The 18560-nt window shown below is 41.1% G+C and carries 11 protein-coding genes and 2 pseudogenes; 9 read left to right on the top strand and 4 right to left on the bottom strand.

The annotated features are described in order from the left end of the window. Positions 1-9 precede the first annotated feature (9 nt). Together NXS07_RS05470 and NXS07_RS05480 are read left to right on the top strand one after the other, a co-directional pair. A pseudogene (locus NXS07_RS05470) lies at positions 10-4246 on the top strand (Tc toxin subunit A-related protein). 508 nt (positions 4247-4754) lie between these two features. Beyond that, positions 4755-5672: a tyrosine-type recombinase/integrase gene (locus tag NXS07_RS05480; RefSeq protein WP_254850663.1), complete on the top strand. Its 918-nt coding sequence runs from the start codon at positions 4755-4757 to the stop codon at positions 5670-5672. Between the two features lie 291 nt (positions 5673-5963). Here NXS07_RS05480 and uspE read toward each other — a convergent pair whose 3' ends face one another. Then, entirely contained in the window at positions 5964-6908 is a 945-nt protein-coding gene (uspE, locus tag NXS07_RS05485; protein WP_038183381.1) for a universal stress protein UspE, read from the bottom strand. A gap of 126 nt (positions 6909-7034) precedes the next feature. After that, positions 7035-7790 carry a fumarate/nitrate reduction transcriptional regulator Fnr gene (fnr, locus tag NXS07_RS05490; protein WP_258086326.1) on the bottom strand — a complete coding sequence of 252 codons (756 nt, stop codon included), beginning with the start codon at positions 7788-7790 and terminating at the stop codon, positions 7035-7037. A 229-nt stretch (positions 7791-8019) separates the two neighbouring features. On the opposite strand from fnr, the gene NXS07_RS05495 reads away from it, so the two are divergent. Both NXS07_RS05495 and NXS07_RS05500 read left to right on the top strand, forming a co-directional pair. After that, entirely contained in the window at positions 8020-8367 is a 348-nt protein-coding gene (locus NXS07_RS05495) for a hypothetical protein (RefSeq protein WP_258086327.1), read from the top strand. A 458-nt stretch (positions 8368-8825) separates the two neighbouring features. Then, entirely contained in the window at positions 8826-10790 is a 1965-nt protein-coding gene (locus NXS07_RS05500; RefSeq protein ID WP_258086328.1) for a pyridoxal phosphate-dependent decarboxylase family protein, read from the top strand. A 119-nt stretch (positions 10791-10909) separates the two neighbouring features. On the opposite strand, the gene NXS07_RS05505 is transcribed toward NXS07_RS05500, so the two are convergent. Together NXS07_RS05505 and NXS07_RS05515 are read right to left on the bottom strand one after the other, a co-directional pair. Next, on the bottom strand, positions 10910-12079 hold the full coding sequence (locus NXS07_RS05505) for an MFS transporter (protein ID WP_258086329.1): 1170 nt from the start codon (positions 12077-12079) through the stop codon (positions 10910-10912). 379 nt (positions 12080-12458) lie between these two features. Continuing rightward, the gene (locus NXS07_RS05515) at positions 12459-13394 is read right to left on the bottom strand and encodes a LysR family transcriptional regulator (RefSeq protein WP_038193586.1); all 936 of its coding nucleotides are present in this window, start codon (positions 13392-13394) and stop codon (positions 12459-12461) included. 133 nt (positions 13395-13527) lie between these two features. Between NXS07_RS05515 and NXS07_RS05520 the strand changes: the two genes are divergently transcribed. From NXS07_RS05520 to NXS07_RS05540, 5 genes and pseudogenes are all read left to right on the top strand, one after another. Next, positions 13528-14880: an MFS transporter gene (locus NXS07_RS05520; protein ID WP_258086330.1), complete on the top strand. Its 1353-nt coding sequence runs from the start codon at positions 13528-13530 to the stop codon at positions 14878-14880. Positions 14881-14900: 20 nt separating this feature from the next. Continuing rightward, the gene (gene gtdA, locus NXS07_RS05525; protein WP_258086331.1) at positions 14901-15935 is read left to right on the top strand and encodes a gentisate 1,2-dioxygenase; all 1035 of its coding nucleotides are present in this window, start codon (positions 14901-14903) and stop codon (positions 15933-15935) included. A gap of 71 nt (positions 15936-16006) precedes the next feature. Next, on the top strand, positions 16007-16708 hold the full coding sequence (locus NXS07_RS05530; protein ID WP_258086332.1) for a fumarylacetoacetate hydrolase family protein: 702 nt from the start codon (positions 16007-16009) through the stop codon (positions 16706-16708). A 20-nt stretch (positions 16709-16728) separates the two neighbouring features. Continuing rightward, positions 16729-17205, top strand: a pseudogene (gene maiA / locus NXS07_RS05535) (maleylacetoacetate isomerase); the annotation flags it as partial. Then, the gene (locus tag NXS07_RS05540) at positions 17202-18371 is read left to right on the top strand and encodes a 3-hydroxybenzoate 6-monooxygenase (protein ID WP_258086333.1); all 1170 of its coding nucleotides are present in this window, start codon (positions 17202-17204) and stop codon (positions 18369-18371) included. The pseudogene maiA and the gene NXS07_RS05540, both read left to right, overlap by 4 nt. Positions 18372-18560 lie beyond the last annotated feature (189 nt).

Genomic DNA, 18560 nt, shown 5'->3' on the forward strand with positions numbered 1-18560 from the left:
AATATCAATGTGAATGAGGGATTAACCTATTTAATTGGTCATAGTCAGACAGAACCAAAATTATATTATTGGCGTAATGTCGATCATCAAAAGTGCGAACACGGTAAATTTTCTGCCAACGCCTGGGGAGAATGGAAAAAGATTGAAACCCCAATCAATGTATGGCAGGAAAATATTAGACCTGTTGTTTGCAAATCTCGCTTGTATTTACTGTGGCTAGAGAAAAAAGAATTAAAAAATGAAGATGGTTCGCTAAATGTCATCGATTATATATTGAAATTGTCACATATTCGTTATGATGGAAGTTGGATTTCCCCTTTTAGTTTCAATGTATCCGATAAAATCAATAACAATTCAATTGTTGGTATATATTGTTCTTATGATTATGAAAAAGAAGTGGTAATTGTTTATTTTTATGAAAAGAAAGATGCTTATTCAAGCAATAACCTTCCTGCAAACAAAGGAATAACCATTAATCCTGATATGACATTTTCTATTCTCACGGAGAATGATTTAAATGCCATTGTTAAAAGTACATTATCAGAACTTGATACCAAAACGGACTATAAAGTTAATAATCAATTTACCATAGACTACTTAGTTGAATACAAGGATAAAACGACAGACAAAAACAAAATTATTAGTTTAACAGGCAATATTGTTGATCTATCATATGAATCATCAACCAGTGGTCATATTAAATTAAGCTTCAAACCATCAATGGAAATTAGCTTTTCAAAAGGAGGTATATATAATGATGAGATTAAATACCTACTATCGATGGTAGAAGATGAGGAAGTTCTTTTATTTGATTATGATAGGCATGATGAGATACTTGGAAAAGATGACGAAATCGTACATTATGGAACATTAGATTTTATTATTACTATAGATTTAAAAAATCCAGAATATTTTAGAGTATTAATGCATGGTAGAACCGAAGAAAAGATCTCCAGAGAATCTGGTGGAATTTTAATTCATATGAGTAACGGTACTGAATTAAGCCTCGAAGTTAATATGGTATCTAATTGGAAAGATAGCGCAGGAGTCTGGCATACTATATGCGAAGCATTTATTGATGATATTTTAAACATTAATGAACCGGAAATTATATTTGTAGGATTTGAACGTAACGACCCATGTCAGTATTTCTATTTAATTGCTACAGATATAGAGTTTGTTTCACCTATGATCCAACAAATTTCAGATAAATATATTGGTTTTTTATTAAAAAATGGCAATGATATTTTAGTAGAATTAAATGCTAACGACCATGTAATTTCTAAGCCTTCACCTGAATCTAACCCTATGGTATATGATTTTAATCAAGTCACAGTGGATGTTGAAGGCTATGATATTCCTCTTATAGGTGAGTTTACTATTAATAAGCCAGAGGTCGGTTATAATGGCATGGTTGCTGAATCGCCGATTCATATAAAGCTAAAATCCAAAGATAAAAGTAATATTATATCGCTGCATAAAATGCCATCAGGCGCACAATATATGCAGATTGGCCCTTATAGAACCCGATTAAATACTTTATTTTCCAGAAAATTAGCTGAAAGAGCCAATATTGGCATTGATAATGTTTTGAGTATGGAAACGCAAAACTTGCCGGAACTGCAATTGGGTAAAGGTTTCTACGCCAGCTTCGTGCTACCACCATATAATAAAGCGGAGCATGGCGATGAGCGCTGGTTTAAACTCAATCTCAAACACGTCGTTGATAATACTCCCCGGGTCTATTATTCTGGCATGTTACAGGATAAAGAGTTATCCGTAACATTATTCATTCCTTTGGATGAAAAGCCACTTGATGAGAGGTTTATTGCAGAAATTTTCTTAAGTACCAGCAAAAACCACGGCGATGTCCCTTGGTCAGGTCCTCATTTTATCTATGTGAACAAAGAACAAAATGAGATTGGCATTAACAGTAATTCAAAGTTAGGCATGTTCAAATTAGTTACGGTACTCAATAATAAAAACACCGAGCCCATGGATTTCAGCGGTGCCAATGCTCTCTATTTCTGGGAACTGTTCTACTATACCCCCATGCTGGTGGCTCAGCGCTTACTACATGAACAAAATTTCACTGGCGCCACACGTTGGTTGCAGTATATTTGGAACCCAGCCGGCTATCTGGTTCAGGGCGATATACAGGATTATTACTGGAATGTCCGTCCATTGGAGGAAGATATTTCCTGGAACGCCAATCCGCTGGATTCGGTAGATCCAGACGCCGTTGCCCAGAATGATCCCATGCATTATAAAGTGACTACCTTTATGAAAGCGCTCGATTTGCTAATTGCTCGCGGAGATAGCGCCTATCGCCAGCTTGAACGCGATACTTTGAACGAAGCCAAAATGTGGTATGTGCAGGCACTCACCTTATTGGGCGATGAACCTTATTTTTCATTGGATAACGATTGGTCAGAACCCCGTTTGGAAGAAGCCGCCAGTCAAACCATTCGTGATCATTATCAGCATAAAATGCGGCAACTGCGTCAACGCGCGGCCTTGCCGGCGAAACGTACTGCAAATTCGTTAACCGCTTTGTTCCTTCCTCAGATAAACAAAAAACTGCAAAGTTACTGGCAGACGTTAGCACAACGCCTATATAACTTACGTCATAATCTGACAATTGATGGTCAGCCGTTGTCATTACCCATCTATGCGACACCAGCAGATCCGTCCGTACTGCTTAGTGCTGCCGTCACCGCCTCACAAGGCGGAGGGGATTTGCCTCGGACAGTAGACAGTAATGCCGATGTACCGTTTTCCGATTATTCTGGAAAATGCCAAGTGGGGAGTGACCCAACTGATACAGTTTGGCAATACCTTGCTCAACATTACTGAACGGCAGGATGCAGAAGCACTGGCAGAATTGCTGCAAACTCAAGGCAGTGAATTAGCTTTGCAGAGTATTAAAATGCAGGACAAGATGATTGCTGAAATTGATGCTGATGAAGTGGCGCTTAAGGAAAGCCGTCATGGTGCACAATCTCGTTTTGACAGCTTCAGTACGCTGTATGACGAAGATGTTAACTCCGGTGAAAAACAAGCGATGGATCTGTATCTCTCTTCATCGGTATTGAGCACCAGCAGTACGGCCCTGCATATGGCTGCGGCAGCCGCAGATTTAGTCCCCAATATTTACGGTTTTGCCGTGGGGGGCTCACGTTTTGGGGCACTTTTCAATGCTACCGCTATCGGTATCGAGATTTCTTCATCAGCCACACGTATTGCCGCAGATAAAATCAGCCAATCCGAAATATACCGCCGTCGTCGACAAGAGTGGGAAATTCAGCGCAACAATGCCGAAACTGAGCTAAAACAAATTGATGCCCAATTAGCTGCTCTGGCTATACGTCGTGAAGCGGCAGTATTGCAAAAAAACCATCTGGAAACCCAACAGGCACAAACTCAGGCACAGCTGGCCTTCCTGCAAAACAAATTCAGCAATACAGCGTTGTATAACTGGCTACGTGGGCGATTGGCGGCTATTTATTATCAGTTTTATGACTTGGCTGTTTCCCTGTGTTTGATGGCTGAACAAACTTACCAGTATGAATTGAACGATAAGGCTGTACGCTTCATTAAGCCCGGTGCCTGGCATGGAACTTATGCTGGTTTGTTAGCAGGTGAAACCCTGATGCTAAATTTGGCACAGATGGAAAAAAACTATTTGGAAAAAGATGAACGGGTACTGGAGGTCACTAGAACTGTTTCTTTAGCTGAGGTGTATATCGGCCTGTCAGATAACAGTTTCACCTTTACTGATAAGATCATTGAGTTGGTAAATGCAGGTAAGGGAAGTGCTGGTACAGATCTGAACGGTTTGAAAGTGGAGGGAACACAGCTACAAGCAAACCTCAAATTGTCGGATCTGGATATTGCCGCAGATTACCCTGAAGGTTTAGGGAAAACTCGTCGTATAAAACAAATCAGTGTCACGCTGCCTGCATTTTTAGGCCCATACCAAGATGTCCGTGCCATACTGAGTTATGGCGGCAGCACAATAATGCCACGTGGTTGCAAGGCTATCGCGATTTCACATGGAATGAACGACAGTGGTCAATTCCAGATGGATTTCAATGATGCCAAGTACCTGCCATTTGAAGGACTTCCTGTGGATGACACGGGTACATTAACCCTGAGTTTCCCCGATATAAACGACAAACAGAAAAACTTATTGCTCAGTCTGAACGATATCATTCTGCATATCCGTTACACCATTCGTTCTTAATTCCGAGTTAGCTAATTACAGACCCCAATGGGGTCTGTAAGGCGTTCCGTATGCAACGTTCATGAACTGAAATGACACCTTGAGAAAGGCATTTGCAAAAATTAACACTTATCTCTATTCGTTCTTGTATGTGAATTTTATTGTTATTAAACAATTAATTACAATATCACTTGAGCTTAAAATCTATCCTACTTATTAAAAGAAACATTTGAAAAAGTAGCTTTTCTACAATAAGATTGTGTGGGTAATGAGTCCCATTTTTTACACAGCGCAATCATGATTATGATCAAAAATCGAGCTAATAAGGTAAGTTCCATTATCTGAACGGAGTGGACACACTTGTTTTGTAACAATTCGATTCGAGCTTGTTTGAACGGAAGACATTAAAATCAGCAACAAGGAGGAAATTTTGAACCACCAAAACCTAGATGAATTTAACGATGGAAGTGATGAAGACACAAAATCATTGATGGTCATTTCACGTGATCAACAAAAGCAGGGCATGATCATGTCATTGTCTGCATCTGGCCAGCAGATACATAACAATCCCGCTATTGCATATCTTGTCAGTCTTGGCTCAAAGCGAAGTCGCCAGACTATGAAATCGTTTCTTAATATCGTGGCAAAAATGCTTGGGTATCAAAATGTACAGGACTGTACTTGGAATGCACTACGACGCCATCATGTGCAAGCTATCATGGAAATGCTCTCCGATTCCGGCAAAGCCCCAGCGACGATCAATACCTACCTTGCCGCGTTAAAAGGCGTGGCGCTGGAAGCTTGGACAATGAAGCAAATCGATACCGACAGTTTTCAACATATCAAACAAGTGCGTTCTGTCAGGGGGAATCGGTTGCCGAAAGGAAGAGCGCTTGACCGTTATGAAATTAAAACGTTATTTTTTACTTGTGAAAATGACTTCAGCACAAAAGGCTTACGTGATGCCGCCATCATTGGTGTACTTGTCGGTTGCGGACTCCGTCGGTCAGAAATTATCTCGCTGGATTTGAAACATGTTATTCGCCGTGAGCAAGCATTGAGAGTCATGGGAAAAGGAAACAAAGAACGTTTATCTTATATGCCGGAAGGAACGTGGGAACGTTTGAACCGCTGGATAGATGAAATCCGGGGTGATTATGCCGGGCCATTGTTTACCCGTATCCGTCGTGATGATGATGTAACAGATAACCGCCTGTCAGACCAGGCAATTTATCATATATTGGAGACACGTAGAATTGAGAGTGGACTGGAAAAATTTGCGCCTCATGATCTGCGTAGAACATTCGCATCAGCTATGTTGGACAATGGGGAGGATATTGTAACAGTGAAAGATGCGATGGGGCATTCAAGTATCACTACAACCCAAAAATATGATCGAAGAGGCGATGAACGTTTAAAAAATGCAGCCAAAAATCTGAATTTTTAACAGGGAAGATAAAATAATTAGAGGAATAGGGTAATTTATTTTTAATTATTATGATCCCTGTTTTCCATTGCAGTTGAACTAAAAAAAGAAAAAATGATAAACCGAGCAAGTTACCTGAATATTATAATTTAATATTCAAAAATAACAGTAAGCATGATGATTTAACTATTTGTGTTATAGAGCATAAATAATAGAGAGAAATAAGCCAGCTCCTTTATGGAGCTGGCTTTTAGAAAATCGGATAATAGAACTTCTGAGTATTTTTAGATATACCGTACAAAAGACGAACAGTTACTCTTCATCCACACTAATCGGGCAAACAAAACCATCCGGTTTAATTGCCAGCAGGTCACATTTAAGCTTATCGATGACATGTTCAGCCGTATTACCAAGAAATGCAGCGGATAACCCAGTTCGCCCAAGAATGCCCAGAACAACCACTCCCGTATTTAATTCATCACAAATTTCAGGAATGACTTTTTCAGGTAGCCCCTCGTGAACATGAGTCTGTTGTTCATCAATATAGAATTTTTGCCGCAACTCTTTCATTGCAACCAAATGCTGACCACGTAATGCCTGGTTATATACATTGGGATCAAAATCGGGCAGTTCCATTGCAATATTTAAAGGCGCGGTAGGATAAGCGCTGACAAGATGAATCAGAGGTTCTTTTACAATTCGGTTAGCGAGATCTTGCGTTTCTTTCACCAATTTTAGATTTAGTGCAGTATGGTAAGATTCTTCATTTGATAAATTAACCGCAACAACGGCAGAGTCTTTTTCTGGCCAGACCTGATCTTTAACCATCCAGACAGGGCAAGGGCATTTACGTAATAGATGCCAATCCAGCGGCGTAAAAATCATGGATTCCAATAAAGAATGCTGATGTGCCATTTTCAATAATAAATCATGCTTTCCTGTGATGACTTCCTGAATAATGGCTTCATAAGGACGACCATGCCAAACTACCTTGATTTCAATGTCGATGCCTGATTCAAGATAGTAGTGTGCCTGCTGTTTTATCCAAGCAATTCTTTGACCAATGACACCTTTACGCATGGCATTTCTTTCTTCTGGAGAAAGCAGGGTGGTCATTTCATATGAGAGGTCATAAATAGGTAAGAATGCTTTAATCCGGCCACCATTACGTTGCACGATATATACTGCACGTCTTAATGCCGGCTGATCATCCTGATTTGGGTCAATTGCAACTAAGAGGTTTTGGTAGTTTGCCATATTGAATTCCTCGCAGAGGCTGGATACATCTTTGTAAGAAGATAAACCAATATGACCAACTATAACAGGGTAAAAGAAAGCCAGATCAGCAAAATATAGCGATCCGGCTTAAAATTTAAGATAACTTTAGGACACGCAAACAGGGGCTTTTCCTGCCAATTCCGTCAGTTTCTCCATATTTTCGACCGCGATGTACTTACCTTTAACACCCAAAATGCCATTTTTCTGGAAACGGCCAAGCAGGCGGCTAATTGTCTCAACAGTCAAACCAAGATAATTACCAATATCGCCACGCGTCATGGTCAAACGGAACTCGCGAGGAGAAAAACCGCGCTGCGCAAAGCGGCGTGACAGGTTATAGATAAATGCTGCCAGCCTTTCTTCCGCATTCTTCTTGGATAGCAGGAGGATCATTTCCTGATCGCCTTTGATTTCACCGCTCATCAAGCGCATCATCTGCTGGCGGAGATTTGGCATCTTACCGGAAAGATCATCCAGTGTTTCAAATGGGATTTCACACACCATGGAAGTTTCCAGTGCTTGGGCAAAGCTGGGGTGCTCAGTATTGATGATAGCATCAAACCCTACTAAATCGCCGGCAAGGTGAAAACCAGTAATCTGCTCATCGCCTTCTTCAGTAATCGTATAACTTTTGATAGTCCCAGAACGGATAGCATAGAGTGATTTCAATGCATCACCAGCCTTAAACAAAGTTTGCCCTTTCTGGATCGGTTTTTTACGCTCAATAATATTATCAAGCTGATCGAGTTCATATTCATTTAAGGTGAAAGGAATGCATAGCTGGCTAATGCTGCAATCCTGACAATGGATTGCACAACCACCAGATTGAATCCGACGAATAATACGTTTTTCCGGGATCATAGGGAGTGCTCATTAGAAGTGATTGATATACGTCAATTTAACATATTTAGAACGCTCTGATAAGAGCTAGATTCTCTTATTAATCACTGTATAAATCATCACGCAAAAAGGCATCTTGAGAAAAAAAAGAATTTTTTGGGGTTAACGCTAAATTTGCGTAAAATTTTCGCCATTCAATATAACATATCAATCAAACTTAAATTGAATTAATAATATGATGTATTGATTCTTGTTGGTCAGCAGTGTGCTGGCAGCGCTGATTATTGTTTTCATCAGTGTAACAATGCGATTGATTGAGCAGCCTGCCTATATGGAGTGGTTAATAGAAACCACAACAGTCGACGAAAATATTATCTTTCCACTCCATCCAGAACTTAATTTCAAAAGTGCATTTGGGCTGAGAATAGTTTCATGGTGTTTATATATTATTGCAATGGCAATATGGGCTTACTCCTTATGGAAAGGGAGAAATCGGGCGTTAATCCGTCTGGGTTTTTCCATTCTGTCTGGCACGGTTATCATGTTTATCGCTGAGATGGTCAATCAATATACTTTTTTCATTATATGTAACATGTAACCGCCATTTTACCTTGATTGGGTAACTTTCCACTTCCCCTGTTCTGCCGTTCTACATAACACGATTAGTGACAGTGTCATGTTTTTTGTTATGTAGAACGTTCTCACATTCATAGTCTTAAAATGAAACATTTCCATATTCATATCACTCCGTATTCCGCACATTAATTTGTTGTAGCGCACAAATTTGAAACTATTTATTAACTTATGATTAATATTTTAAAAAGTATGTTTTATATCGATTAAAATAGATTAATTTGATATGTGTTAATGAATGTTTTTAGCACATTCATCAAAAATTAAATTATTTAATTTCAATAAGTTATTGTTATTTTTTCTTTTGTTACAAGAGGTGTGCCATTAACGTATGAAACAAAAATTATAACATTAACAAATTTATAAACGCATAAATTGAAAAATAGTATAAAACACTAAGAACCAGCAAAAGGTATCGTGATTATGACTAAGCCTCTTTATACCAACTTAAATGTAGATGCGTTGTTTCTAGGCCCAAAATCAGAAAATGCAGTTTTTTTCAGAGAAATGATGGACTATGCAGTTAGTGAACACATGCACTGGCGTTCAGGATTTCACCCAGAAGATGCCGCTTTGGTTACATCCGTTGATCGTTATGAGCATAATTACAGAGAAACTCTCTATCGGACAGAAGGAATATTGAATCAGCTATCAGCAAAATTGAAAAACACCTCGATTCCTTTCTTCTCCCCTCGTTATCTAGGTCACATTAGTGGCGACACTTTGATGGTTTCCAATCTCGCCTATGTGATGGCAATGATGTACAACCCCAACAACTGTAGCTACGAATCATCACCCACAACAACAGAACTTGAACTTGAATCCGGGTTAGATCTCTGCCGGATGTTTGGTTATGACCCTCAGCACGCATGGGGACATATCACTTCCGGTGGAACTGTTGCTAACTATGAAGGTTTGTGGGTTGCCAGAAACTTAAAAACATTGCCTTTTGCTGTATCCCAACATCCTGATACAAAAGAGTTGGTTAGTCATAAGTCACCAAAGCAATTGATGAATATGCCAACAACTGAAGTTCTCGATTTAATCAGCGAGTTACAAGAACGTGGGATTTTCGATGAAATACGTAACATGACGTGTCGTGGTACAGGGAGTAAGACTGAAATTTTGGGTAAGCTACTCGTACCACAATCCAAACATTATTCCTGGATGAAAGCAGCAGATATTTTTGGGATCGGTCAGGAAAATATTATCCCATTGCCTGTGAATGAACACTATCAAACCGATATTGGCAAAATGCGGGAAATCACTTTTGACTTAATCGAGAAGGGCGAGCCTATTTTGGCGATGATTGGTGTAGTCGGTACGACTGAAGTCGGTGCTATTGATCGGATTGATGAAGTGATTGCATTACGGCAAGAATGTGAAAAACGTTATGGTGGATCATTCTATATCCATGTTGATGCCGCTTATGCAGGATATGCCTGTTCCATGCTTCTTAATGAACAGGGTGAATTTATGGAATATGATGATCTGGTTAACTATCACCATACACTAGGCATCGTACCTGAAAATATCAGTTGGCCAAAACCAGAGGTTTACCAGAGCTTCAAAGCATTGCGATATGTCGATTCGATTACAGTTGACCCGCATAAGGTTGGATTTATTCAATATTCAGCCGGGGCAATTTGTATGAAAGACAAACGTATTCTCGATTTGATTTCTTCACGCGCCCTTTATGTCTTTGAAGAAAATGACAACCAAAGTAACTCTCCTGCCAGTAACCGAGGGGTACTTGGCGCTTCTATCATGGAAGGTTCGAAATCAGGGGCAACCGCAGCAGCGCTGTGGGCAGCTCATCGATTACTGCCTTTGAACATCAGTGGTTATGGAAAAGTGATAGCCGCTGGCATAGTCACTGCGAATCAGCTATTAGATAAAATGGCAAATATGCCACCAATCGAAGTCGGTGAGTATCGGTTTAAAATGCATATTATGCCAACACCTGATTTTCACATGATCAACTTCACCTTCAAAGAAGTCGGAAACACCAGCCTTATCAACCACAATGCACTTAACAAGCGAATTTATGAACTGTGTTCATATTCTTCAGGACGTGCATATAGCAACGATTTTCTCACATCCTCAACCATACTGGATTACAAAGAGTACGGTGATACACCTTGGTATTACGCTGAAAAATGTGGTTTTAGCCATAGTGAGTGGGAAAAAACACGCTGTATTTATGTATTACGTGCAGCAGTAATGACACATTGCTTACGTAATGAAGAACACTTCGAAGAGCATTGGAATCAATTACAAGCTATTTTCGTCAGAAAATTAACTCAACTGGTTGATGAAGAAGAGAAAAAATTACGCCAGATGTTGAATCGTGAGGAGTCGTTTCTTATTATTGACAAAAATAACTGACATTGGTGTGAGCGGTTATTTATTTTTACAAACCAGAATAAATTTTTAATTATAGTTTTATATTCAGAACATATATTGATTGACAAGGCTTGGAGGATAGCGCTTCCAAGTCTTTTTTATTACGTGACAGTGTCACCAAAAAAGTCTCTTATTGTCAGCACAATACTTATTATTAAACTGAATCCTAACATTAGCATGGTTACTGCAATGCCATGATGAGTCATCAGCATTGTAGCAATCGGGATCAAAAGCAAAATCACCAGATTGTTCAAGCTTTCTGAAACCGCCAGTACCTGACCTTTATGCTGTTTCGCTCGATTTGCCAGAATAACGGTACTGATCGGTGCAGCAAGGCCAAGGGCGCTTCCCCATACAATCAAGCAGCTCAGGCTAAAGGGCAGAGATAAAGGCATCAGCATAAACGCAGTCGTCGCTGAGGAAAGTAACACGATCGCCAGTAACAATATGATTTCATCCCTTAATCCCAGACGTTTCACCATGCCGACGGACAAATTGCCCAAACCAAGACCGATTCCGAATGTAGAAATTGAGATACCAATCGTTCCTGTTCCTATCTCATAGTGTTGTCGTAACACCTCTCCAGCCAATATCAAAGCAGACACCGCCGTACCATTCCAAAATCCTTTTGCGATAAGAGGAATCATTAAATTTTTCTGGCGCACCCACTGAAACATTGATTTAAATGTAACCACTTGGTGTGTTATTCTCTCAACAGGCGCTTGAATTGGAATACATTTCCTGCCTAAGACAAAAACCAGCAAACACCCCGCAGCATTGACCAGAAATGGCGCCCGCCAATCAGATAATTCCGTTAAAACTCCCGCAAATATTGGGCCACCAGCAATACCCGCTGTCATGCCAAGCATAGCCAAACTCATGGCTGACGCTTGCTTTTGGCGTGGGAAAAGTTCTGCAATCAAGGCAAACGTTGTTGGGATTAATGCCGCTGAAGCGATGCCACCAAAAATACGCAATCCAATAGCAGTACTCAAATTTGGGGCAAATGTTAGCGCCAATCCATCAAACATAAGAAACAGCAGGGATATCAGTAACAATTTGCGTCGATTTACACGATCAGAAAGCCAACCGAAAAAGGGGGCTGCAAGAGCATAGGAAAGAGCATAACCGGATACAAGCCAAGCAACATTATCAAGCGTCGTTCTAAATGCACTGGTCAATGGCTTGAGCATGGGAGACAGCATAAATTCCGTCGTACCAATGAAAAATACAGCGAGTGCCAATACAGGCAGAATAAAACGTGGCGGCATATTCTGGCCTCCTTTTATTAAAATAGGGATAAAATATCTAGCCTTGGTGAAATAAATGTGATAGTTACCACATTAGATAGCTGGGCAGGGGATGGATATCACGAGCTAACGGAAGGAATGATTTTTATTGTTAGGAAGATGTAAGGTTAAGTAAAAATGCTGATATCCCATGCGTGTCTCTGGGCAAAAGAACACAACTGCCAAGAAATCGCGTCTAATACCCATATTTCTAATTTGATATCACAAAAACTCCATCATTCTTTAGGGTTTATTGAAACCGAACGAGTCATTTTCTATAAAAAAATGATTTTATAGGTCAGTTCTATCCGGGTTCCACCGAAGAACCCCCAAAAGTGACGATTCCAAGGATGTAACTTAATTACAGTCTCATTGCCGCTTCTGGCTCTGCCGATGCCTTCGTTAAATGCGATAAGAAGCACTGCAATGCATCAGATGGGGTAGTATCTTTACGCCAAAATACTCCAACGCTGCCTTTTTGCTCGATACGGGGCAAAGGCAATATTGCTAGTTGACCTTTTTCTACATAACGATGTGCTAAACGCCACGATAAAATCGAGACAATATCGCTTGCTTGGATCATATTAATGGTTACATTCATTGATGACGATTCTAGATAATTGTCGGGTAACATTACACCTTGATCGACGATGGCATTATCAATGCTATTACGAATGGGAGTACCTGTTGGCCAGACAATCCAGTTGTATTCTAAGAGATCTTGCCAATTAATACTCTCTCGATTGGCTAATGGGTGGTTACAACGACCCACAAAACAGACCGGCTCTGTATATAATGTTTGGTAATTGAGAGGTAATTGCAATGCTTTTCCACCGACTCGGCCAACCACAACATCAATTTTGCCGGAAATTAGGCTTTGCAATAGTGAAGTCATGACATTTTCAACGACTTTGACATGAATACTTGGGTAATCATTAACAAGTGAAAGGAGGGCAAGAGAAACACAGTCCGTGGCGACAGGTGAACTGCCAATAATCAGACTACCTTTGATACCCATTTTAAATTGTTCAATATCTTCTTGAGACCGTTCTAAATCATTAAGTATACGCTGGGCATGTTCCAGCAGCAGACGGCCACCTTCCGATGGACGTAATCCTTTGCTGTGTCGTTCAAAGAGTGTGATCCCAATATCTTCCTCTAATCCCCCTAACCATTTTGATAGTGCGGGCTGAGTAATCCCCATAATCTCTGCAACTTTACTTAAATTCCCTTGCTCGCCAATACAGATTAGCAGCCTTAGATGCTGAATTTTTAATTTTTGTGTCCAGTTACTCATAGGTATAACTCCCAGGTTATGGATGAGGCTGAAATACCATTATATTTTCACACCTAGTAGTAATACTCTCTTAACAAAATAGCAACAAGCATTAAAAAAATGATAAAAATACCGATAATCATGAGGTTATGAAATGGCACTAAAGCGCAGTATGACTGTTCAGGAGGTGATTGATGCAGCCCCTGTATCCCGCTACCAATGGCAAGTGTTGATTTGTTGTTTTCTAGTCGTAACGTTTGACGGTTTTGATACTGCGTCAATCGGGTTTATTGCTCCCGCTATTCGCCAACAATGGCAGTTGGATGCAGCGCATCTAGCACCTTTGTTTGCCTCAGGTCTTTTTGGGCTGACGTTAGGTGCTTTGATATTTGGGCCAATGGCGGACCGTTTTGGTCGTAAAAATATTATGCAATTTAGTGTGGCACTTTTTGGCCTAATGTGTTTGTTGTCGGCATTTGCTACAGATATGACAACACTAACGATATTACGCTTTTTGACGGGGCTAGGTCTTGGTGGTGCAATGCCGAATGCAATCACATTAACATCGGAATTCATGCCTGCAAGGCGGCGAGCTGGTTTAGTCACGCTTATGTTTTGTGGTTTTACGTTAGGTTCAGCCCTAGGGGGGATTGTAAGTGCTCAATGGGTACCTTCCATTGGCTGGGAAGGGATCTTGATCCTCGGTGGCGTCATGCCATTAGCATTGAGTGTCTTGCTATGGAAAATCTTGCCTGAATCACCTCGTTATCGAGTATTAAAACAGTATCAACCCGAAAAAATTCCTGATGTCTTGAATAAAATTACGGGTAAAAATTATGACGATGTCACTTTTTACTTGGACGAAAAACCTGCAGAAAAAAGCGCTGTCTCCGCATTATTTAGCCGTGAAATCTTACCTACAACACTGTTGTTATGGTGTGTGTTCTTTATGAGCTTGCTGATTATTTACTCACTTTCAAGTTGGTTACCGACATTACTGAACAATAGTGGGATCGATTTACAACATGCATCTTGGGTGACGACAGCCTTTCAGGTGGGTGGAACGGCAGGGGCTATTTTGATAGGGGTTGTGATGGATCGCTTAAATCCTTATTGGACATTAGCGGTAAGTTACGCCCTAGGGGCAGTATTCATTGTATTAATCAGCTTCTCAGAAGGCTCTTTATGGATGATGGCACTGGTTGTCTTGGGTACAGGTGTGGGGATTAGTGGATCTCAGGTAGGCCTTAATGCGTTGTCCGCCGCACTCTATCCTACTCAATGTCGTGTAACAGGAGTGAGCTGGGCAAACGCCGTTGGCCGTTGTGGTGCGATTGTTGGATCCCTCAGTGGTGGTTTGATGCTGTCTTGGAATATCTCTTTTAGCACGATATTTATTGTTATCGCTTTACCTGCTGTCGTTGCTGCTTTAGCAATGGTTATTTTACGTACACAACATAGAACGGCACGTATTGTCGTCTCACACATGACCATACAAGAAAAATAGATCATATAAAGGGGTCAAACATGCAAAAAATTAACACAAGCCAATTAGATCGCAGAAAGAGTTTCTATCAGGACATTGCGAAATTAAACCTTTCGCCTCTTTGGGAAGAGTTACATAGATTAGTACCAGATGTACCCCATTCCTCTATTTCTGCCGCGCTATGGCGTTATCAGGATATTCGCCCTTTTTTGATGGAAAGCGGAGAGCTAATTGGGGCTCGCGAAGCGATTCGCCGCGTACTGGTATTAGAAAACCCAGCGTTAATCGGTAAGTCATCTATTACGTCATCATTATATGCCGGATTGCAATTAATCATGCCTGGAGAAGTTGCACCGAGCCATCGACATTCTCAATCGGCTTTACGTTTTATCGTTGAAGGGAGTGGGGCGTTTACAGCCGTTAATGGTGAGCGGACGATGATGGAGGAGGGTGACTTTATTCTAACTCCGCAGTGGCAATGGCATGACCATGGCAACCCAGGAACAGAGCCTGTTATCTGGGTTGATGTGGATTTGCCTTTAGTGAACTATCTGGGATGTGGATTTGCGGAGGATTACCCAGAAGAACAGCAACCCGTGTTGCGTCCAAATGACGACTACTTGCCACGCTATGCCGCCAATATGCTGCCTGTACGTTATCAATCAGGTAATTCTTCACCGATTTTTAATTATCGATATGACCGCAGCCGAGAAGCGTTAGAACAGCTAAGCCGCAATAGTGATCCAGATAAATATGAAGGGTTCAAACTGCGTTATGTCAACCCAGCAAATGGTGGGCACACAATGCCAACCATGGCAACATTTTTGCAGTTATTACCAAAAGGGTTTAAAGGGGAAAACAGTCGTTCTACAGACAGTACTATTTACTATGTCGCTGAGGGGCAAGGTCAGGTCACTATCGGGGGAGAGCACTTTATGTTTGGCCCAAAAGATATTTTTGTAGTGCCATCTTGGCTTCCCGTCAGTTTTGAAACTCAGTCGGATACCGTGTTATTCAGCTTTTCGGATCGCCCAGTACAAGAGGTATTAGGTCTATTTCGGGAAGCTCGTGGTTAAAGATAGCTGCGCCACTCTGGTAGACGCTTTCACATTAGGAACTCGTTGATATTTGATTAAGGAAATTTGTTATGAGTAAGTTTGTTTTTTCACCGGTACCTCAAGTTGCCGTTCTTGTTGTTGGGACAGATGAATTTTTTCCTGTTCATCGTGTTTATTGTGTAGGGCGTAATTACGCGGCCCACGCTCGTGAAATGGGGTTTGATCCTGAGCGTGAACCGCCTTTTTTCTTCTGTAAGCCAGCAGATGCGGTTGTGCCTGTGAAGGCGGGTGAGATTTTAGAATTAGCGTATCCTGAGCAAACCGAGAATTACCACTATGAAATTGAGTTGGTCGCGGCGATTGGAAAAGGCGGCAAAAATATCTCTGTCGAAGAAGCTTTGAACCATGTTTATGGTTATGCAACGGGGCTCGATATGACACGCAGAGATCGCCAGATCGAGATGCGTAAAATGGGGCGTCCGTGGGAAATCGGTAAAGCATTTGATCTTTCTGCGCCTATTTCACCGATTCATCCATCGGTGAGCTGCCCAGATATGAATAAGGCGGCGATATGGTTACATGTCAACGGCACAGAATATCAGAGTAGCAGTATTGATTTTCTGATTTGGTCTGTTGCAGAGACAATTAGTTATCTATCGACCTTCTTTGAACTGCAGCCGGGCGATCTTATTTATACAGGAACACCTGAAGGCGTCGGTGCAGTCGTGAAAGGGGATACAATTATCTGTGGCGTAGAAGGATTAACAGATTTAACTGTGGCGATCATTTAGATTCATAAGGAGATGAAAGAATGAAACTATTTAGTTTTTTTAATAGTTCAGCCTCTTATCGGGTACGTATCGCTTTAGCGTTGAAAGGTATTGATTACCAAACAGAGCCAGTTAATATTCGCCAGTATGATACGGAATATTTGCAGCTTAATCCCGTTGGCGCCGTACCAACGCTAATTGATGATGAAGGCAACTCAATGGGTCAGTCATTGGCTATTATTGATTATTTAGAGCGGTGTTTCCCTGTGCCACAACTCTTACCACAAGGCGCACAAATACGCACTCAAGTATTAGAGATTGCCTCTATTATCGCTTGCGATATCCACCCTGTGAATAATATGCGAGTTTTACGCTATTTAACGGATGAGTTGCAGATTAGCGATAGCCAGAAAAAAAATTGGTATGCCCACTGGATCAAAGTAGGGCTAGGCGCAGTGGAGCGTTTGTTAGAGAAGAATAATTCTGGAAATTATTGTGTTGGTGATCAAGTGACATTGAGGGGGGAGGTATCGGTGGTGCCGCTGCTGCATTATCACTGGCAAAAGTCGGCATTAAGGTTTTATTATTGGAACAAGCCAACGAGATAGGTGAAATCGGTGCGGGGATCCAACTTGGCCCTAATGCCTTTTCTGCTTTAGATAGTTTGGGGATTGGCGAAATTGCGCGTGAGCGAGCGGTATTTACGGATTACATTGCCATGATGGATGCGATGGATGCTAATGAAGTGGTACGAGTTGATACCGGGCAAGTGTTTCGTGACTATTTTGGCGGTCCATATGCGGTTATTCATCGAGCTGATATCCATGACACGGTTTGGCAAGCCGCTTTAAAGAATTCATTAGTGAGTTATCGAACCGCAACAAAAGTGGTGGAAGTGAATATCACTCAAAATGATGTAGAAGTCATTGATGAGAAAGGTAATAGCTATAAAGCAGATGTATTGATTGGTTGTGATGGAGGGAAATCGATTATTCGTGACTCTACATTGAATGATAAACCAAGGGTTACAGGTCATGTTGTGTATCGTGCGGTTATTGAACGAGAAGATATGCCGGAAGATTTACGAATTAATGCCCCCATTTTATGGGGAGGCCCGCATTGCCATTTAGTGCATTACCCACTACGTGGGGGGTCACAATATAATTTGGTAGTCACTTTCCATAGCCGGCAGCAAGAGGAGTGGGGAGTAACTGATGGTAGTAAAGAGGAAGTGATGTCCTACTTTGACACTATTCATCCACGGCCTCGGCAAATGTTAGATAAGACAACATCATGGCGTCGCTGGGCGACAGCCGATCGTGAACCTGTTGAGTCATGGGGCACTGGTCGAGTCACCTTATTAGGTGATGCTGCACATCCAGTCGCACAATATATGGCTCAGGGGGCATGTATGGCGTTAGAAGATGCCGTAACATTAGGGGAAGCGGTGAAAGCGTGTAATGGTAATGCGATTGAGGCGTTTAAACTGTACCAAGCCGTCCGCATTCCGCGTACTGCTCGTATTGTGTGGTCTACTCGGGAAATGGGACGTCTTTATCATGCAAAAGGGGTTGAACGCGAAGTTCGCAATTTACTGTGGAAAGGTAAGACCCAGCAAGATTATTACAAAGCTTTGGAATGGTTATATGGCTGGAAAGAAGAGAATTGTTTGCAACCGAGGTAAATCACGGCGCTCCTTTTCGTAAGGCATTATTTCTTTATTAATATAATGAAAGCGGAATAGCTTGTTTTATTCGCTCAGGTATTTCTCTATTTTTTTGATTAAATATGCGTGTTAAGTTAATCAATGAAATTATCTGCACTTTTGTTATAGTCGGTAATACAATACACTGACTTACCGCGTCCACTAATG

This window comes from Xenorhabdus bovienii (assembly GCF_024721015.1).
Classification (GTDB): domain Bacteria; phylum Pseudomonadota; class Gammaproteobacteria; order Enterobacterales; family Enterobacteriaceae; genus Xenorhabdus; species Xenorhabdus bovienii.